Annotated in this window: 17 protein-coding genes; 9 read left to right on the plus strand and 8 right to left on the minus strand. The window is 61.2% G+C overall.

Annotated features, from left to right (window positions below):
• Positions 1 to 3: 3 nt before the first annotated feature.
• Positions 4 to 1,059, minus strand: a complete 1,056-nt coding sequence (locus I6L41_RS18075; RefSeq protein WP_021231817.1) for a porin — start codon at positions 1,057 to 1,059, stop codon at positions 4 to 6.
• 221 nt (positions 1,060 to 1,280) lie between these two features.
• Here I6L41_RS18075 and glpX point away from each other — a divergent pair, with 221 nt between their 5' ends.
• The gene (gene glpX / locus I6L41_RS18080) at positions 1,281 to 2,291 is read left to right on the plus strand and encodes a class II fructose-bisphosphatase (protein ID WP_005336386.1); all 1,011 of its coding nucleotides are present in this window, start codon (positions 1,281 to 1,283) and stop codon (positions 2,289 to 2,291) included.
• A 134-nt stretch (positions 2,292 to 2,425) separates the two neighbouring features.
• Positions 2,426 to 2,677: a YkgJ family cysteine cluster protein gene (locus tag I6L41_RS18085; protein WP_005336384.1), complete on the plus strand. Its 252-nt coding sequence runs from the start codon at positions 2,426 to 2,428 to the stop codon at positions 2,675 to 2,677.
• A 70-nt stretch (positions 2,678 to 2,747) separates the two neighbouring features.
• On the opposite strand, the gene I6L41_RS18090 is transcribed toward I6L41_RS18085, so the two are convergent.
• Genes I6L41_RS18090 through hemC form a run of 4 tightly spaced genes read right to left on the minus strand, consistent with a single transcriptional unit; the run spans position 2,748 to position 6,628 of the window.
• Positions 2,748 to 3,911: a heme biosynthesis HemY N-terminal domain-containing protein gene (locus tag I6L41_RS18090; protein ID WP_216960468.1), complete on the minus strand. Its 1,164-nt coding sequence runs from the start codon at positions 3,909 to 3,911 to the stop codon at positions 2,748 to 2,750.
• A 10-nt stretch (positions 3,912 to 3,921) separates the two neighbouring features.
• On the minus strand, positions 3,922 to 4,971 hold the full coding sequence (locus I6L41_RS18095) for a uroporphyrinogen-III C-methyltransferase (protein WP_005336380.1): 1,050 nt from the start codon (positions 4,969 to 4,971) through the stop codon (positions 3,922 to 3,924).
• Entirely contained in the window at positions 4,968 to 5,702 is a 735-nt protein-coding gene (locus I6L41_RS18100; RefSeq protein ID WP_216960473.1) for a uroporphyrinogen-III synthase, read from the minus strand. The genes I6L41_RS18095 and I6L41_RS18100 overlap by 4 nt, the downstream gene beginning before the upstream one ends.
• Positions 5,699 to 6,628 carry a hydroxymethylbilane synthase gene (hemC, locus tag I6L41_RS18105; protein WP_139731431.1) on the minus strand — a complete coding sequence of 310 codons (930 nt, stop codon included), beginning with the start codon at positions 6,626 to 6,628 and terminating at the stop codon, positions 5,699 to 5,701. The genes I6L41_RS18100 and hemC overlap by 4 nt, the downstream gene beginning before the upstream one ends.
• A gap of 323 nt (positions 6,629 to 6,951) precedes the next feature.
• Between hemC and I6L41_RS18110 the strand changes: the two genes are divergently transcribed.
• Complete coding sequence (locus tag I6L41_RS18110) at positions 6,952 to 9,471, plus strand: class I adenylate cyclase (protein ID WP_216960476.1); 2,520 nt, start codon at positions 6,952 to 6,954, stop codon at positions 9,469 to 9,471.
• Positions 9,472 to 9,537: 66 nt separating this feature from the next.
• On the opposite strand, the gene I6L41_RS18115 is transcribed toward I6L41_RS18110, so the two are convergent.
• Positions 9,538 to 10,191: an alpha/beta hydrolase gene (locus tag I6L41_RS18115; protein WP_216960480.1), complete on the minus strand. Its 654-nt coding sequence runs from the start codon at positions 10,189 to 10,191 to the stop codon at positions 9,538 to 9,540.
• Positions 10,188 to 10,502, minus strand: a complete 315-nt coding sequence (gene cyaY / locus I6L41_RS18120) for an iron donor protein CyaY (protein ID WP_069554181.1) — start codon at positions 10,500 to 10,502, stop codon at positions 10,188 to 10,190. Before cyaY ends, I6L41_RS18115 begins: the two co-directional genes overlap by 4 nt.
• A gap of 73 nt (positions 10,503 to 10,575) precedes the next feature.
• Here cyaY and I6L41_RS18125 point away from each other — a divergent pair, with 73 nt between their 5' ends.
• The 6 genes from I6L41_RS18125 to I6L41_RS18150 all read left to right on the plus strand — a co-directional run bounded on the left by I6L41_RS18125 (position 10,576) and on the right by I6L41_RS18150 (position 15,515).
• Positions 10,576 to 10,752 (plus strand): lipoprotein, encoded by a 177-nt coding sequence (locus tag I6L41_RS18125; protein ID WP_019444858.1) that lies wholly within the window; start codon positions 10,576 to 10,578, stop codon positions 10,750 to 10,752.
• Positions 10,753 to 10,784: 32 nt separating this feature from the next.
• The gene (lysA, locus tag I6L41_RS18130; RefSeq protein ID WP_075115816.1) at positions 10,785 to 12,035 is read left to right on the plus strand and encodes a diaminopimelate decarboxylase; all 1,251 of its coding nucleotides are present in this window, start codon (positions 10,785 to 10,787) and stop codon (positions 12,033 to 12,035) included.
• 164 nt (positions 12,036 to 12,199) lie between these two features.
• Positions 12,200 to 13,030 (plus strand): diaminopimelate epimerase, encoded by an 831-nt coding sequence (gene dapF, locus I6L41_RS18135; RefSeq protein ID WP_005336371.1) that lies wholly within the window; start codon positions 12,200 to 12,202, stop codon positions 13,028 to 13,030.
• A gap of 91 nt (positions 13,031 to 13,121) precedes the next feature.
• The gene (locus I6L41_RS18140; protein WP_005336370.1) at positions 13,122 to 13,802 is read left to right on the plus strand and encodes a DUF484 family protein; all 681 of its coding nucleotides are present in this window, start codon (positions 13,122 to 13,124) and stop codon (positions 13,800 to 13,802) included.
• Positions 13,795 to 14,772: a tyrosine recombinase XerC gene (gene xerC, locus I6L41_RS18145; RefSeq protein ID WP_103251080.1), complete on the plus strand. Its 978-nt coding sequence runs from the start codon at positions 13,795 to 13,797 to the stop codon at positions 14,770 to 14,772. The genes I6L41_RS18140 and xerC overlap by 8 nt, the downstream gene beginning before the upstream one ends.
• 32 nt (positions 14,773 to 14,804) lie before the next feature.
• A complete protein-coding gene (locus I6L41_RS18150; RefSeq protein ID WP_216960483.1) occupies positions 14,805 to 15,515 on the plus strand; it encodes an HAD-IA family hydrolase in 711 nt (236 codons plus the stop codon).
• 76 nt (positions 15,516 to 15,591) lie between these two features.
• Here the strand turns inward: I6L41_RS18150 and I6L41_RS18155 are convergent, their stop codons facing one another.
• The gene (locus I6L41_RS18155) at positions 15,592 to 15,990 is read right to left on the minus strand and encodes an STY0301 family protein (RefSeq protein WP_005336367.1); all 399 of its coding nucleotides are present in this window, start codon (positions 15,988 to 15,990) and stop codon (positions 15,592 to 15,594) included.
• Between the last annotated feature and the right edge of the window lie 29 nt (positions 15,991 to 16,019).

Consider the following 16,019-nt stretch of genomic DNA (forward strand, 5'->3'; position numbering starts at 1 on the left):
CGATTAGAAGTCGTAGCGGGCAGCCAGCTGGAAGTCATCCTTGACGTTGAGCTTGCCGCTCTCCTTGCTGTCCAGATTGTTGATACGGTACTCGCCAATCACCCGCAGGTTCTTGTTGAATTTGTACTGGGCACCCAGGGTGTAGTAATCCACGTTGTCTTTCTTGATGCCAGCCTTGTCCTGTTCCTGCTTGTTCCACAGGGCCATCAGACCGAAGCCGTTCTCGAAGTTGTAGCCCAGCGCGGCTTCCCAACCGGTGTGATCAGTGCCGGTCGCCAGGAAGTCGCTGCCATCGGCATAGCTCAGGGCGGCGTAGGCGGCCTTGTTGTCGAACTTGGCGGAGATCAGCCACAGCTTGGCATCTTCTTCACCGCTCTTGTCGCGGATACCGACGTTGTACGCGGTACCCAGAGACAGGTTGAACGGGAAGGTATAGGCCACGGCAGCACCGTAGGCGGCGTCGCTATCCTTGCTGGTGGTCTCTTCGGTGTCACCACCGTCGAACTTGTAGCTGGTGTCGAGCTGGAAGCCATTGAACAGGCCGGAGTATTTCAGCACGGAACCGGCGCGGTTGGTGGCGAAGGTGTCGGTCTTGGCGCCCAGCGCGTCGTTGCCGTAGCCGTCGGAGAGGGAGACATCAGTCCAGTCGGCCAGGAAACCCGGGGCCCCCTTCTGGCGACCGAAGGTCACGGTGCCCCAGTCAGCGCCGACACCGGCGAACGCCAGACGGGTGCGCAGGTTGTCGGAGTTCTCGCTGATGGTCTTCTCGCTGTCATTGATATACATCTGTACTTCGTACTGAGCCAGAGCCTTCAGACCGCTCTGGATCTGGGTCTCGGCCTTGGCGCCGAAACGGACAAACTGGTTGGCACCCTGTTTGTCGCTGTATTCGCTTTTCGGTTTGCCGCTGGCATCCAGTTCCTTCTTGTCACCAAAGAAGTGGCCAGCGTAGATACGGCCATAGAGATCCAGCATGGAGGTGTCATTTTTGTACACTTCAACGGCTTGAGCCTGGAAGGCTGCGGTGAGAGCCAGTGCCACTACAGTCAGCTTTTTCATCTTAATCCCTTGTGGTGTTGCAAGCTTTTGTTTTGAAAACGGGGTCATGCTAGGCAGCGGGGATGACAGCGGGGTGACAGTTGGATGAAGAGTCGATGGCAATTGGGTTGCAATTGGATGAATTGGCTACATTCTTGCTCGCAGCGGCTACTTTTGTGCGCAAAGGTTTGCCCTTGTGGTAGAATGCCGCCCGTTTTCGAGCTCCATAGGTTGGATATGCGATGAGACGTGAACTGGCAATCGAGTTTTCCCGAGTGACGGAAGCGGCTGCACTGGCTGGCTACAAGTGGCTCGGACGTGGTGACAAGAATATCGCTGATGGGGCGGCCGTAGCGGCCATGCGCCACATTCTCAACCAGATCGAGATCGATGGTGAGATTGTGATCGGCGAAGGTGAAATTGATGAAGCGCCGATGCTCTATATCGGTGAGAAGGTCGGTACCGGGCATGGCGACGCGGTGGATATCGCGGTCGATCCCATCGAGGGTACCCGCATGACTGCCATGGGTCAGGCCAACGCGCTGGCCGTGCTGGCGGTGGGCGACAAGGGTTCTTTCCTGAAAGCGCCTGACATGTACATGGAAAAGCTGATCGTCGGCCCCAAGGCCAAAGGCGCCATCGACCTGGATCAGGCTCTCGAGCTGAACCTGAAGTCCGTGGCCAAGGCGCTGGGCAAGCCGCTCTCCCGTCTGACCGTCATTACCCTGGCCAAGCCGCGTCATGACAAGGCAATCAAGGAGATGCAGGGTCTGGGCGTGCGGGTGTTCGCCATTCCTGATGGTGACGTTGCCGCCTCCATCCTCACCTGTCTGCCGGACAGCGAAGTCGACATGCTGTATGGCATCGGCGGCGCACCGGAAGGGGTGATCTCCGCGGCGGTGATCCGCGCGCTGGATGGTGACATGCAAGCCCGTTTGGTGCCGCGTCATCGCGTCAAGGGCGACAGCCCGGAAGTGCGTGCGCTGGGCGAGCAGGAAATTGCCCGCTGCGAAGCGCTGGGCATCGATGTCAACAAGGTGCTCAAGCTGGAAGACATGGCGAAGAATGACAACGTCATCTTCTCCGCCACCGGCATCACCAAGGGTGATCTGCTGGATGGCATCACCAGCGATGGCGTGATGGCGACCACCGAGACTCTGTTGATCCGTGGTAAATCCCGTACCATTCGCCGTATCAAGTCGATCCATTACCTGGAACGCAAAGACAGCGTGGTACGCGACATCATCCTGTGATGATGGCTCGCTGAACTTCCCGTGTTGTCTGAAGCCCGATCGCCCGTGCGGTCGGGCTTTTTGTTGTGCGCCAGCTACGTTTGTGCCGCCGCTTCGGCTATGGTGGCTCAGACCGTCCCAAAGGAGTGGAGTCTATGGAGTGTCGTAGCGGCTGTGCTGCCTGTTGCATCGCCCCCAGCATCAGCAGTGCCATTCCCGGTATGCCAGATGGCAAACCGGCTGGCGTCCCCTGTATCCAGCTCGATAGCGCCCTTGGCTGCAAGATCTTCGGTCAACCGGAGCGGCCAGCGGTGTGCGGCGGTTTTCGCCCCATGATGGATGTGTGTGGCAGCCACCGTGCCGAGGCCATCTGGCTGATCGGCGAGCTGGAGCGGCTCACCACCTGACGAGGGCAGGGCGAAGAGATAAAAAAAGAGGCCGCATCATGCGGCCTCTCGCGTTTCTATTTGCCGGGGATCAGATCCCCGCCAGTTCCAGTGCCTGACGATAGTACTCGTTGGCCTTGTTGGTGAGGCGGCGCTTGTCCATCAGCTGGCCGAGGGCGTGGTAGGCGGCGGCGCTCGGCGCCCGCTCCACCTCCTGCTCCAGCAGCTTCTGGGCATCGTCCAGTTGACCTGCCAGCAGATAGAGCTGGGCCAGTGCGGTGTCCACCTCCGGTTGCCCCTGCTGTTTTTGCAGCAGTGTCAGCAGCGGCTGGTAGCTGTCGAGTTTCAGCTTGGGCAGGCGAGCCAGCAGCTGTGGCATCGGCTGTTTGCGCAGCGCCTCCTGCCACAGGGTGGCAGCCTCGCCGTCGGCGCCCAGCTGGCGCAGCAGATCGCCGTAGCAGGCCAGTAGTTCTGGCTCCAGGCGCAGTTTGCGCGGCAGATCCTGCCACACCGCCTTGAGGGTCTCGAGGCTGCCGGCAGCCTGTTGCAGGCGACCAGACCAAGCCTGTTGCAGCAGATCTTCTTCCTGTTTCGGGGTCAGCTTGCCCACCTTGTGCAGGCTGGGAATAAGGTCGCACAGGGCGCTCCAGTCCTGACGGGCCAGATGTACCTGACGCAGCTGATCCAGCACCATGGGGTGGCGCGGGTTGAGGGCGTAGACCGACTCCAGCATCGCCAGCGCGGTATCGTACTGGCCCTGCTCGATCTGCAACTGGGTCTGGGTCAGGGTGAGCGCCAGCTCGGCTTTGGGGTTCTCCTCCTGCGCTTTTTGCAGGTATTGATCCCGGCGGGCGTCGTCACCACGGGCCTGTGCCGCCTTGGCGGCACTCAGGTAGTTGAGCAGCGGGGTGTCGCTGTTGCTGGCCCCCTTGATCATCAGTTTTTCAGCCTGACTGTAGTACCCTTCGGCCATTGCCAGGGTGGCGGCGACGGTCTGTTGATTGGCCTTGCGGCGGCGGCGCGAGCCGTACCAGCCGAGGGTCTTGCGGCGCAGGCCGAATACCCGACCCAGCAGCCACTCGACGATCAGCAGGGCGCCGTAGAACAGCACTGCCAGGATCACCGCGCTGGTGACGGAAGATTCGATGGTGTAATTGCCAAGGGCAATCAGCACATAGCCCTTGTTGCCGGAGGCTTGCGGGCCAAAGATCAGCCCTGCGACCATCACGGCAACCAGAATGATTATACGGATCATGGTGCCCTCCTCAGCTGCTGGCCAGAATGCGTTGCAGGCGTTCGGTCAGCACCTGCTCCAGCATGGCCTGGGTCTTGAACTGGGCCGGATAGTCGATCTGGATCTGCTCACCCTTGAGCTTGTCGATCTCGCCCTGCATGTAGCGGGTGGCGCTGTTGTCTGTGTCGAAATACTGGGTCAGCCAGCGCTGGGCCTTGTCCAGGCTGTCTTCGTAGAGCGCCTGCTGCTCGCGATAGACGGAGAGCTGTGCCTGCAACAGCTTGGTCTTGAGGTTTTCACGCAGGAAGATCTCCTGCTGTGGCGAGAGCAGCGCTTCGACTGCGCCATCGCGGCGACGGATGGTGACGAAGTTCTCGGTGAACTTGACCCAGTTCTTCTTCAGGTTGCTCTCCCACTCGTCGGGATTGGTGCTGACCGCTTGATCCGGCTCGGCCTTGGCTTCCGGCATGCTGACGGTGGAGAGGGGCAGCAGCTCGATCTGGTCGGACAGTGCAGCCAGCTTGAGGGTCAGCCCCTCGCGGTCGATGCGCGGCATCCCCTTGAGCTTGGCGATATCTTCGGCCAGCGCCTTGCGGATCGGCATCAGGCTGGGGTCGTTGAGGGCGGCGATGCGCTCGTCAGCGTTGCCGAGCAGGGTGATGGCGGAGACGAGGTCATGCTCCAGCCACAGTTTGCGGCCTGCCATTCGTACCAGATATTCGGATTCGGCCAGCATCCAGTCGTTGGGGCGCTTGTCATTCAGGTCCAGTACTCGGTTCTGCAGACCCTGCATCTCCCCCTGCAGCCGTTGCTGGGTTTGATCCAGCGCGGCCAGCTGCTCGGCATCCTTGCTGCTGGTCTGGTCGATCTTGCTCAGGGCGCTCGCCAGCTGCTGCTTGAGCTGGGCCAGTTCAGCCTGCTGGGCCACGGCATTCTTGTGACCGTGCAGATAGAGACCGCCGGTCAGGCCAAGGGCCAGCAGGATGGCAACCCCTCCCAGTACGGCACCGGAGCGGCTCTTGCTGCCATTGACCGCAGCGGTCGGCTGGGGTTTGACCTGGGATTCTTGTTGTTCTGTCATTCCATCTTCCTCAGTTCCAGTGCGGCCGTCAGGGCCTGGTTGGATGCACCTTGGGCAATCGTGATATGGATAAAGCCCGCGGAGTGGGCCATCTCGGCCACGCGCGGGCTGGGGACCACCAGCAGGCGGTCAAAAAGCCAGGGCTGCTGGCTGGTGGGAACCAGCTCCAGCAGGCGTTGCAACAGTTCACCACTGGTAATGAGCAGGCTGTCCAGCCCAGCGGCCTGCCAGTGGTGGGTTAATGTGTCCCCGTCCAGCTCGGGGTAGTGGCGCTCATAGGCCGCACAATAGTGCACCAGAGCACCGCGTGAGGCCAGTGTGCTGGCGATGAGATCCCGCCCGCCATTGCCGCGCAGGATCAGTACCCGTTTGTCTGCTACCTGCTGCAGGGTGGGCAGGGCCAGCAGTCCTTCGCTACGCGGGTCATCCGGGCAACTTGCCGTGATGCCGATGGCTGCAAACGCATCTGCGCTGGCCTGACCCACCGCAAAGTACTCAATATGTGGCCAGGTCTGACCAGTTTGCAACAGAAAATCGTGTGCAAAATGAACGGCATGGATGCTGACGGCGATAACCACGTCGGCACTGCGCAACAGGTCGGGCAGGAGAGGGAGTTCGCTGCCCGCCACGGTTTCCAGCAGCGGGCAGCAGAGTGGTGCATGACCTTGCTGGCGCAGCAACTGCACCAGCTCGGCGGCCTGGGCGGCCGGACGCACCACCAGCGGGATCATGTGCGGTAGACCTCGGCCAGGATCTCGTCGGCACCGGCGGCCAGCAGGCGCTGGGCCAGCTGTTCGCCGAGGGCCTCACCATCGGCCAGCGGACCGCGGATCTCGTCACGGATCACCTGGCTGCCATCCGGGCTGCCCACCAGACCGCGCAGCCAGATCTGCTCGCCTTCGACCAGTGCGTAGGCACCGATAGGAACCTGACATCCCCCTTGCAGGGCGCGATTCATGGCGCGCTCGGTCAGCACCCGGGCGCGGGTCTCGGCGTGCTCCAGTGGCGCCAGCAGGGCGTGCAGCTCGTGATCGTCGAGGCGGCATTCGATGCCGACCGCACCTTGGCCGTTGGCAGGCAGACTCTGCTCCGGCTCGATAAAGGCGGTGATGCGGTGCGCCATCTCCAGTCGTTTCAGACCGGCGGCGGCGAGGATGATGGCGTCGTACTCACCCGCATCCAGCTTGGCAAGGCGAGTGTTGACGTTGCCACGCAGGTCGCGGATCACCAGATCCGGGCGGGCTGCGCGCAGCTGGCACTGGCGGCGCAGGCTGGAGGTGCCGACCACGGCCCCTTGCGGCAGTTCGGCAATGGCCTTGAAACGATTGGAGACGAAGGCATCGCGGGGATCTTCCCGCTCGCAGATGGTGTGCAGGCCGAGCCCCTCGGGGAACTCCACCGGCACATCTTTCATGGAGTGAACGGCGATATCGGCCCGCCCTTCCAGCATGGCGGTCTCCAGCTCCTTGACGAACAATCCCTTGCCGCCCACTTTGGCCAGCGGGGTATCGAGGATCTTGTCACCCTGAGTGCTCATGGGCACCAGTTCGACCTGCAACTGCGGGTGCAGGGCTTCGAGCCGGTCTTTGACAAAGTTGGCCTGCCACAGGGCCAGCGGGCTCTTGCGAGTGGCAATTTTCAGGGTTCGGGCTGCCATATCAATCAGTTGTTTCATTTTTAGAAGGAAATCGATATTACCACCCTTTGCCCGGGCTTTCATGGCGGAGCCGGCAAAAGCGGGGCCAAGCTCAAAAATGCATGCTGAAAATGATTTTCATTAAGCAAGGAGTGTTGATTAATTCATTGAATTTATTGTGATTTAATGATTTCCCCTGATACTTGATGTGGTCATACCAGAAATAATCTGACGTTTAGCTGAAGGCTTGTTTACCACCGCTGTTTGCATTGTTAACATGATCACACTTTTTTGACGTATCCCCCTTTTGGTGCGTCATTTTCACTTAGGTGATAGGCAGGGCATTGCAGGAACACATCGATACGCTGGTTGCGCGTTATGACGACATTACCCGTCTCAAGACGCAACGGGCGTTAGGCCTCATGAGTCGCTATGGGCAGCAGGTATTCCAACTGCTGCCTGTCATGCTGCACTTCAATCATCCCCTGCTGCCCGGTTATGTCTCCGGTGATGTCCCTCATGGTATCTGGAGCTTCAGCGCCACCGCCGAGCAGCAAGCCTTTATCGATGACCTCTGCCGCAACGCCAACTGTCAGAGCGGCCTTGCCACCCATGATCGGGCCATTCAGGGGCTCTACTCCATGGGCAGCACCTCCTCCATCGGTCAATGCTGTCACTCCGATCTCGATATCTGGGTCTGCCACGTGGCCGGTTTGTCGCAGGAGCGGCTCGATCTGCTGGAGCTGAAATGCCAGCAACTCTCCAAGTGGGCCGAACAGCGCGGGGTCGATCTCAACTTCTTCCTGATCCCGGAAGACAAGTTCCGCCAGACCAACGATGCCCAGATGCAGGGGGAGAGCTGCGGCAGTGCCCAGCACCTGCTGCTGCTCGACGAGTTCTACCGCAGTGCCATGCGTATAGCGGGCAAACGCTTGATCTGGTATCTGGTGCCCACCGAATGTGATGATCACTACGATGCGTATGTGAACGAGCTGTTCGAGAGCGGCAAGCTCAAGCAGGATGACTGGCTCGATCTCGGCAGTTTTGACCGTATTCCGGCCGAAGAGTATTTCGGCTCCGCCCTGTGGCAGCTCTACAAGGGGATCGACTCCCCCTACAAGGCGGTACTCAAGTCGGTGCTGATGGAGGCCTACTCCCACGAGTATCCCAACACCCGCCTGCTGTCGATGATTGGTCGCGACTGGTTCCAGCACAACGAGGGGATGCACTACCGGCTCGACAACTACTGTCTGATGCTGGACAAGGTGACCAACTACCTCAAGTCCATCGGCGACATGGCGCGGCTCGATCTGGTGCGCCGCTGCTTCTACCTCAAGGTGTGCGACGGTCTCAGCCATCCCAAGGATGATCACTCCCCCGAGTGGCGCCGCGAGCAGATGAGCCAGCTGGTCTCCTACTGGGGCTGGAGTCAGGACAAACTCTATCAGCTCGATCATCGCCACGAGTGGAAGATCGAAGAGGTGAAGATCGCTCACGCCGAGTTGCTGGAAGCCCTGATGCAGAGCTACCGCAATCTGATCCAGTTCGCCCGCCGCAACAACATCAGCGAGTCGATCAACCCGGAAGATATCGGCATTCTGTCGCGCAAACTCTACGCCGCGTTCGAGAGCCTGCCGGGCAAGGTGCAGCGGGTGAACCTCAAGATAGCGCCAGATCTGAGCGAGCCGGATCTCAGCTTCGTGCAGGTGCCCCACGGTCGCCTCAACCGCGCCGGCTGGTATCTCTACAAACATTCGCTGGAGCCGGTGGATATCATTGGCCGCGCGCCGCTGGAGTTCAACGGCTACATCAGCAAGCTGGTCTCCTGGGCCTACTTCAACGATCTGCTGACGCCCCAGTCGCGGGTGCACCTGTTCAATCAGGGCTCGGATCTGCACATCGACAATCTGCACCAGTTCTGCCGCGATCTCTCCGGCTGCTTCCCCGAGAAGTACCCGCTGGCCACCAACCTGGCCCTCAGTCGGCCGTGCGAGATCCGTCAGCTCTCCATCTTCCTCAATCTGGAGATGGACCCGACCAGTCACTGGGTCGGTCAGGTAATCGAGTTCGACGCCAATACCGTGGATGTCTTCTCGTTCGGTCGCAATCAGGAGTGTCTGGTGGGCTCGGTGGATCTGGTCTATCGCAACTCCTGGAGCGAGATCCGCACCCTGCATTTCCAGGGGGATGAAGCCGTGGTCGATGCCCTCACCACCATCCTCGGCAAGATGCATCAGGATGCCGCCGCCCCCGAGATGATCGAGGTGTTCTGCTACAGCCAGCACTTCCGTTCTCTGGTGCGCTCTCGCTTCCAGACCCTGGTGGCGGAGTGTATCGACCTGCGCCTGGCCCGCGACAAACAGCAGCTGGTCAAGACCATGGCCCTTGGCCGCGAGAAGTACGGAATCTTCTTCGAGCGGCGCGGGGTGTCGGTGAAGAAGCTGGAAAACGCCATCGATTTTTACCGTCACATCTCCCACAACAAGCTGGATCACCTGCCGCTGCGGCTCGACAAGACCCACAGCCAGCATCTGCCGAGCATCGTCGATGCCTACGCCAGCGAAGGATTGGTGCAGTTCTTCTTCGATACCCGGGATGCGGGCACCAACATCTATATCCTCGATGAGGCGAACCGGGTGGAGATCTACCAGCACTTTGCCGGCAACAAGGATGAGCTGGTGGCGGGGGTCAACCGCTTCTATACCTCCAATCACGAGCGGTTCAGCGATGATGGGCAGTTCATCAACTTCAACCTGCCGCAGTACTACGAGATAGTACAAGTGAATGGCGAGCTGGATGTGATCCCCTATCGCAGTCAGGGCTCTCTGCGCGAACAGGTGCCGCCCGCTCGGGAAGTGGGTTGATCCGTCAGTTGGAATCGCTATAAAAAACGGCCTGCAGATGCAGGCCGTTTGCTTTGCCGGAAGGGCTCACGCGCCGAGGCGGGCCAGCAGCCAGCTGCGAATGTCGTCGAGCTGAGGGCGGCAGATCTCGTGACGCATCGGGTACTCGTGCCACTCGGGGGCGAGTCCGGCGCTTTCCAGCCGGTTCTTGGCATCCCAACCGAGCGACAGGCTCACCACATCGTCGTAGATGCCGTGCATGTAGCAGATGGGCAGGGCGCGAGCAGCCTCGCTCATCTCGCCGAGCAGCTTGTCGGGGGCGGCCAGATAGGTGGACATGCAGAGCAGGCCCGCCAGCGTTGCCTGGTAGCGCAGCGCGGTGAAGGAGGCAATTACCCCGCCCTGAGAGAAACCTGCCAGCACGATATGCTCGGGGGCAAACCCGTCGGCCACCAGCTGATCGAGCAATGCGGCAATCTGGTCGGCTGATTCACGGACATGGGACTCCACTGCCCGCTCGGCGGGATCCTCGAAGCTCTTGATGTCGTACCAGCCGCGCATCTTGTAGCCCATGTTGATAGTGATGGGGCGCTCGGGGGCATCCGGCAGCAGGTGACGCACCGGTAGCTCGGTGGGCAGATCCAGCGCATCCACCAGCGGGGCGAGACCGGCGCCGGAATCACCCAGCCCGTGTAGCCAGATCACCGCATGACGGGCGCCCTGCGGGTGCAGGTCGATCATGGGAACACCACCTCTTCGCCCGCCTGGGCGGTGCAGGATTGGCTCAGCAGCGCCTTGAGCTCGTGGCCGAAGCGGTTGTCGATCCAGGTGTCACCCTGCAGCTCGAAGTGGAAGCCGTTCTCGCGGGTGGCGACCCAAATCTGGTGCAGTGGCTCCTGCTTGTTGATGATGACCTTGGTCTTGTTCTCGAAAGAGAGGGTCAATACGCCGCCGTTGCGTTCGCAGTCGATATCCGGATACCCCTCGTCGAGCGTGTCTTCCACATATTGGAAAAAGGCGTCTGTCAGGGCGTGATACTCGTGATCCTTCATCGGTTTATCCTGTTGCTTTTAACAATGTGAGTGCGATTATAGAGGGCCAAAAATTTTTTCGCAGCGAACCATTATGATCACTCAGTTCACCAAGTGTCTGCTTGCCACTCTTCTGTCCCTCGGCTTGGCCGCGTGCGGTCTGAAGGGGCCGCTCTATATGCCGCCCCCCGAGCAGCCACAGAGCCAGAGTACACCGCAAGCAGCACCGCCTGCGACCACTGAGGCTGCCACCGAGGCCGCGCCGCACTAATGCCGCACCCATTCTAGGAAGGAACCGCCCCCTTGGATCACTTTAACTACGACGCCGCCGGCCAGCTTCAGGCCGAGCAAACCTCGCTGCAACAGCTTGCCGAGCAGTACGGTACCCCGCTTTACGTCTACTCCCGTGCGACCCTCGAGCGCCACTGGCACGCCTTCGACAAGGCCGCTGGCGATATTCCCCATCTGATCTGCTATGCGGTGAAGGCCAACTCCAATCTGGCGCTGCTCAACCTGCTGGCCCGTCTGGGCTCGGGGTTTGACATCGTCTCCGGTGGCGAGCTGTCGCGTGTACTGGCGGCGGGCGGTGATCCGGCCAAGGTGGTCTTCTCCGGGGTGGCCAAGAGCGAGGCCGAGATGCGCCTGGCGCTGGATAAAGAGATCCTCTGTTTCAATCTGGAGTCGGAAGCCGAGCTGGAGCGCCTCAATCGGGTGGCGGGCAGCATGGGCAAGAAAGCTCGCGTCTCGGTGCGGGTCAATCCGGATATCGATGCCGGTACCCACCCCTATATCTCCACTGGCCTCAAGCAGAACAAGTTCGGCATTCCCATCGAGCTGGCGCCCGCCATCTATCGCAAGGCGGCCGCGATGGCGAACATCGAGATCGTCGGGGTGGATTGCCATATCGGCTCGCAACTCACTGAATTGAATCCCTTTATGGAAGCGGCTGACAAGTTGCTGCGGCTGATCGACGGTCTGGCGGCGGAAGGGATTCATATCCACCATCTGGATGTGGGCGGCGGTCTGGGGGTCAACTATGGTTCCGAGCAGCCACCCCATCCCACCGAATATGCCGAAGCGCTGAAGCAGAAGCTGGCGGGCCGGGATCTGACCCTGCTGTTCGAGCCGGGCCGCGCCATCGTCGCCAATGCCGGCGTGCTGCTGACCCGGGTCGAGTACCTGAAGCCGGGCGAGACCCGCAACTTCGCGCTGATCGATGCCGGCATGAACGACATGCTGCGCCCCTCGCTCTACGGCGCCTGGATGAACATCATCGAGGTGGATAGCCGTGCCGGTCATGCTCCCGCACTCTATGACGTGGTGGGCCCGGTGTGCGAGACCGGCGACTTCCTCGGCAAGGAGCGCACCTTGGCCATTGCCGAGGGTTCCCTGCTGGCAGTGCGCTCGGCCGGTGCCTACGGCTTTACCATGTCATCCAACTACAACACCCGTCCGCGGGCAGCCGAAGTGCTGGTGGATGGTGCCGAAGCACACCTGATCCGCGAGCGTGAGCAGTTGGCCGATCTCTGGCGCGGTGAGCACCTGCTGCCCTGATGCAGTAGATAGAGATGACAGAATTTTACAGCCCTGACAGCACAGGAGTGCGCGATGTGTACAGATTGTTCCAGGATGCATGGGGCTGTGGACAACGACTTCATGGCGCTTGGCGACCCTTGGTTCGGTGAATTTTTACAGCCCTAACAGCACAGGAATGCACGATGTTGATAGATTTTTCCAAGATGCATGGCTTGGGCAACGACTTCATGGTGGTGGATGGCGTCACCCAGAAGGTATTTTTCAGCAATGACGTCATCAAGAAGCTGGCAGATCGCCACTTCGGGATCGGCTTTGACCAGCTGCTGCTGGTGGAGCCGCCCTATGACCCTGAACTCGACTTTCACTATCGCATTTTCAATGCCGATGGCAGCGAGGTGGAGCAGTGCGGCAACGGCGCCCGCTGTTTTGCCCGTTTCGTGCGTCTCAAGGGGCTGATCAACCGGGATCGCATCGCGGTCAGTACCGCCCGGGGTCGCATCGTGTTGCAGCTGGAGGGGGAGAACCAGGTCACGGTCAACATGGGTGTGCCCCAGTTTGAGCCGGGCAAGATCCCGTTCCGGGCCCAGAAGGCAGAGAAAACCTATCTGCTGCGGGCGCAGGAGCATACCGTGATGTGTGGCGTGGTCTCCATGGGCAATCCCCACTGCGTCATCGAGGTGCCTTCGGTCGCCGATGCACCGGTCGAGACGCTCGGTGCCATCATGGAGCGCCACGAGCGTTTTCCCGAGCGGGTCAACGTTGGATTCATGGAGATGGTCAATGCCACCGAGATCAAGCTGCGTGTATTCGAGCGGGGCTGTGGCGAGACCCTGGCCTGCGGCACCGGTGCCTGTGCGGCGGCGGTGATTGGCATCAGTCAGGGCAAGCTCAAGGAGCGGGTCACCGTCAGCCTGCCGGGCGGCAAGCTGACCATCGCCTGGAAGGGGCCGGGCCAGCCGGTCTATATGACAGGTCCCGCCGAGCATGTGTTTGACGGCCAGATAGAGGTTTAGCCGATAAAGGTTCAGGTACGGGGGGCGTTGGCCCCCTTTGCCCATGATGTCGGGGCAGCGAGCCCCATTTCTCTGATGGATCAACCAATTTATGAGCGAACTCAAACGGCAGGAGCAATCGGTGGATGAAGCCACTGTGCTGGAGTACCTGGCCCGTTATCCCGAGTTTTTCCAACGCCATGCCGCCGTGCTGGACCGGATCCGCATTCCCCATGAACGCAAAGGGTCGGTCTCGCTGGTCGAGCGCCAGCTGGAGCGTCAGCGCGAGCGGATCGAACAGCTGGAGCAGGAGATCACCGAATTGATGGGGATCGCCAGCGAGAACGAGCGGATCTTCCGGGTCTATGCCGATCTCTACGGCGAGCTGTACGGCTGCCAGACCCTGTTCGAGGTGAGTGCCGTGATGGGTAAGGCCTTTGTCCAGCGGCTGCGCCTGACCGGGCTGCGGCTCTGGCTCAATCCCAAGAAGTTTGCCCTGAGCGGGCCCGAGCAGCGCTTTCTGGCGCAGGGCAAGCAGCTCGAATCCCTGCTGGGTCAACGTCTGCCGGGGCAGGATTACTACTTTGGCCGCCTGAGCCAGAGCGAGAAGCAGGCACTGTTTGGCCACGATGTGCTGGTCAACTCGGTGGCCCTGATGCGGCTCGGCGATCTCGGTGTGCTGGCCTTCGCCAGCTCGGATCCTGGCCACTTTACTCCCCATAACGACACCCTGCTGCTGGGCCAATTGGGGCGCCTGCTGCAACTGCGTCTGCCCGAGTTGACTCATGGCTAGAACACCGGCCAGGGCGCCCGCCAAAGCTCCCGTCGTCGCACCGCCACTGCCGGCGGTACTGGCGGACGAGCTGGCGGCCTTTATCGAATACCTGAGGGTTGAGCGTCAGCTAAGCCCTCATACCCGCAATAACTATCAAGCCCATCTGGAGGCGATGACCGCCGAGCTGGTGGCCCTCGGGCTCACTGACTGGGGTCGGCTCGAGGCGAGTCAGGTGCGCACTCTGGTGACCCGGATGCACAAGGGGGGGCTTGCTCCTCGTTCCCTTTCCACCAAGGTCTCTGCCCTGCGCAGCTTTTGCGACTGGCAGGTGCGGCAGGGGCGGCTGACCGCCAATCCGGCCCGTGGCATCGTCACCCCCAAACAGGGGCGGCCGCTGCCGAAAAACCTCGATGTGGACGAGATGCACCAGCTGCTCAACATCACCGACGAGCAGGATCCGCTGGCGGTGCGGGATCGCGCCATCATGGAGCTGATGTACTCTTCAGGGCTGCGTCTGGCCGAGCTGGTGGGGATCAATCTGGTGGATCTGAAGCTCGACGACCGCCAGCTCAAGGTGACCGGCAAGGGCTCGCGGGAGCGGGTGCTGCCCATCGGCCGGATGGCGGTCGAGTGGCTGCAGAAGTGGCTCAAGGTGCGCCCGCTGCTGGCCGGGGACGAGAGCGAGGCGCTGTTTGTCTCCAGCCGCAAGCAGCGGCTGTCGGCGCGCTCGGTGCAGGCCCGCCTCGATGGCTGGGGCAACAAGCAGGCGCTCAACGCCCACGTCCATCCCCACAAGCTGCGCCACAGCTTCGCCACCCATATGCTGGAGTCCTCCGGCGATCTGCGGGCGGTGCAGGAGCTGCTGGGACATGCCGACCTCTCCACCACCCAGATCTATACCCACCTCGACTTCCAGCATCTGGCCAAGGTCTACGACAGCGCTCACCCAAGGGCCAAGCGTGACCCGGATGCGCAGGACGATGAATAACGGGCCCTGAGCCCCGTTGCAGAGGAGAGTCCATGCACTTCTATCGCCGCTGGCAGCCGGTTGCTGCCATCTCGTTTGACCTCGATGACACCCTCTATGACAACGGCCCCGCCATCGTGCGGGCCGAGCAGTGGATGCTGAGCCATCTGCGCAGCGAATATCTGGCTACCGCCATGCTCGACAAGCCGCGCTGGCTGGAGCTAAAACGCGCCGTGTTGCTGGCCAGGCCCGAGCTGCGCCACGATGTCAGTCTGGCGCGCCAGCAGACCATCCGCGCCGCTATGGTGGCGGGGGGCATGGCTGACCAGCAGGCCAGTTGCGAGGCGGAGCAGGTGTTTGCTGCGTTTCTGGCAGAGCGCTCGAAGATCGAGGTGAGCGAGTCCACTCATCAGCTGCTGGCCAGACTGGCCGAACGCTATCCGCTGGTGGTCATCACCAACGGCAATCTGGATCTGGCGCAGGCAGGGCTGGATCGCTACTTCACGCTGGTCTGCAAGGCGGGGGCGGGCGCCAGAATGAAACCGGCACCGGATATGTTTGAGCAGACCCGCAGCACCCTCAAGTTGCCAGCGGGGCGGCTCCTCCATGTGGGGGATCATCCCGAGACGGATGTACTGGGGGCCCGATTGCACGGCTTTCGCGCTGCCTGGCTCAACGAGCGGCAACAACCGTGGCAACAGCTGCAACTGTTGCCGGACGTGGAGCTGACGGCACTGGAGGAGCTGGCCGAGCTGCTGCTCTGATGGCGCTGGCGGGTGGCCCGGCTCAGGCGGTAATGGCTGTCAGCGAATAGCGATATATGGCAAGGGGTTACACCCGCTATTTGCGACAAACCAATCCGAGCAGGGTGTAGCGGTCGCGCTGGTTGACGCGGCAGTAACTGATGCCGACGGGCAGCGCCTGCTGCAGGGTGATGGCGCTGTTCTGATAGCGGCAGACCAGATAGAGCGGGCGCAGGCTGCTATCGAGCTGGCTCCAGTAGTGGATCTCGTCGCTGTCGCCATTATCCGGTTTGAGTTGGGCCAGCTCGGCAGGATCTCCGTCGAACAGGGCCAGATTATCGAGCCGGTGGCTGAGGGTTTCGTCCGGTTTGCCATCGTCATTGCGGGTGAACGCCTGCCAGCCCTGCTGCGGGGTCAGCAGCTGCTGGCGAGTCTCGATGGTGGCGGGACAATCAAATTGCAGGCTGGCGGCAAGGGCCAGGGTGGTCAGTAACATGGCTGCGGTTCTCTCTTCATGTCCTCAAT

Source organism: Aeromonas sp. FDAARGOS 1411 (genome assembly GCF_019047125.1).
Lineage (GTDB): Bacteria > Pseudomonadota > Gammaproteobacteria > Enterobacterales > Aeromonadaceae > Aeromonas > Aeromonas veronii.

Bases quoted from the DNA above. Each gene is read 5' to 3' on its own strand.
- I6L41_RS18075 (WP_021231817.1), bottom strand. From the start codon at position 1,059: ATGAAAAAGCTGACTGTAGTGGCACTGGCTCTCACCGCAGCCTTCCAG.
- glpX (WP_005336386.1), top strand. From the start codon at position 1,281: ATGAGACGTGAACTGGCAATCGAGTTTTCCCGAGTGACGGAAGCGGCT.
- I6L41_RS18085 (WP_005336384.1), top strand. From the start codon at position 2,426: ATGGAGTGTCGTAGCGGCTGTGCTGCCTGTTGCATCGCCCCCAGCATC.
- I6L41_RS18090 (WP_216960468.1), bottom strand. From the start codon at position 3,911: ATGATCCGTATAATCATTCTGGTTGCCGTGATGGTCGCAGGGCTGATC.
- I6L41_RS18095 (WP_005336380.1), bottom strand. From the start codon at position 4,971: ATGACAGAACAACAAGAATCCCAGGTCAAACCCCAGCCGACCGCTGCG.
- I6L41_RS18100 (WP_216960473.1), bottom strand. From the start codon at position 5,702: ATGATCCCGCTGGTGGTGCGTCCGGCCGCCCAGGCCGCCGAGCTGGTG.
- hemC (WP_139731431.1), bottom strand. From the start codon at position 6,628: ATGGCAGCCCGAACCCTGAAAATTGCCACTCGCAAGAGCCCGCTGGCC.
- I6L41_RS18115 (WP_216960480.1), bottom strand. From the start codon at position 10,191: ATGATCGACCTGCACCCGCAGGGCGCCCGTCATGCGGTGATCTGGCTA.
- cyaY (WP_069554181.1), bottom strand. From the start codon at position 10,502: ATGAAGGATCACGAGTATCACGCCCTGACAGACGCCTTTTTCCAATAT.
- I6L41_RS18125 (WP_019444858.1), top strand. From the start codon at position 10,576: ATGATCACTCAGTTCACCAAGTGTCTGCTTGCCACTCTTCTGTCCCTC.
- dapF (WP_005336371.1), top strand. From the start codon at position 12,200: ATGTTGATAGATTTTTCCAAGATGCATGGCTTGGGCAACGACTTCATG.
- I6L41_RS18140 (WP_005336370.1), top strand. From the start codon at position 13,122: ATGAGCGAACTCAAACGGCAGGAGCAATCGGTGGATGAAGCCACTGTG.
- xerC (WP_103251080.1), top strand. From the start codon at position 13,795: ATGGCTAGAACACCGGCCAGGGCGCCCGCCAAAGCTCCCGTCGTCGCA.
- I6L41_RS18150 (WP_216960483.1), top strand. From the start codon at position 14,805: ATGCACTTCTATCGCCGCTGGCAGCCGGTTGCTGCCATCTCGTTTGAC.
- I6L41_RS18155 (WP_005336367.1), bottom strand. From the start codon at position 15,990: ATGTTACTGACCACCCTGGCCCTTGCCGCCAGCCTGCAATTTGATTGT.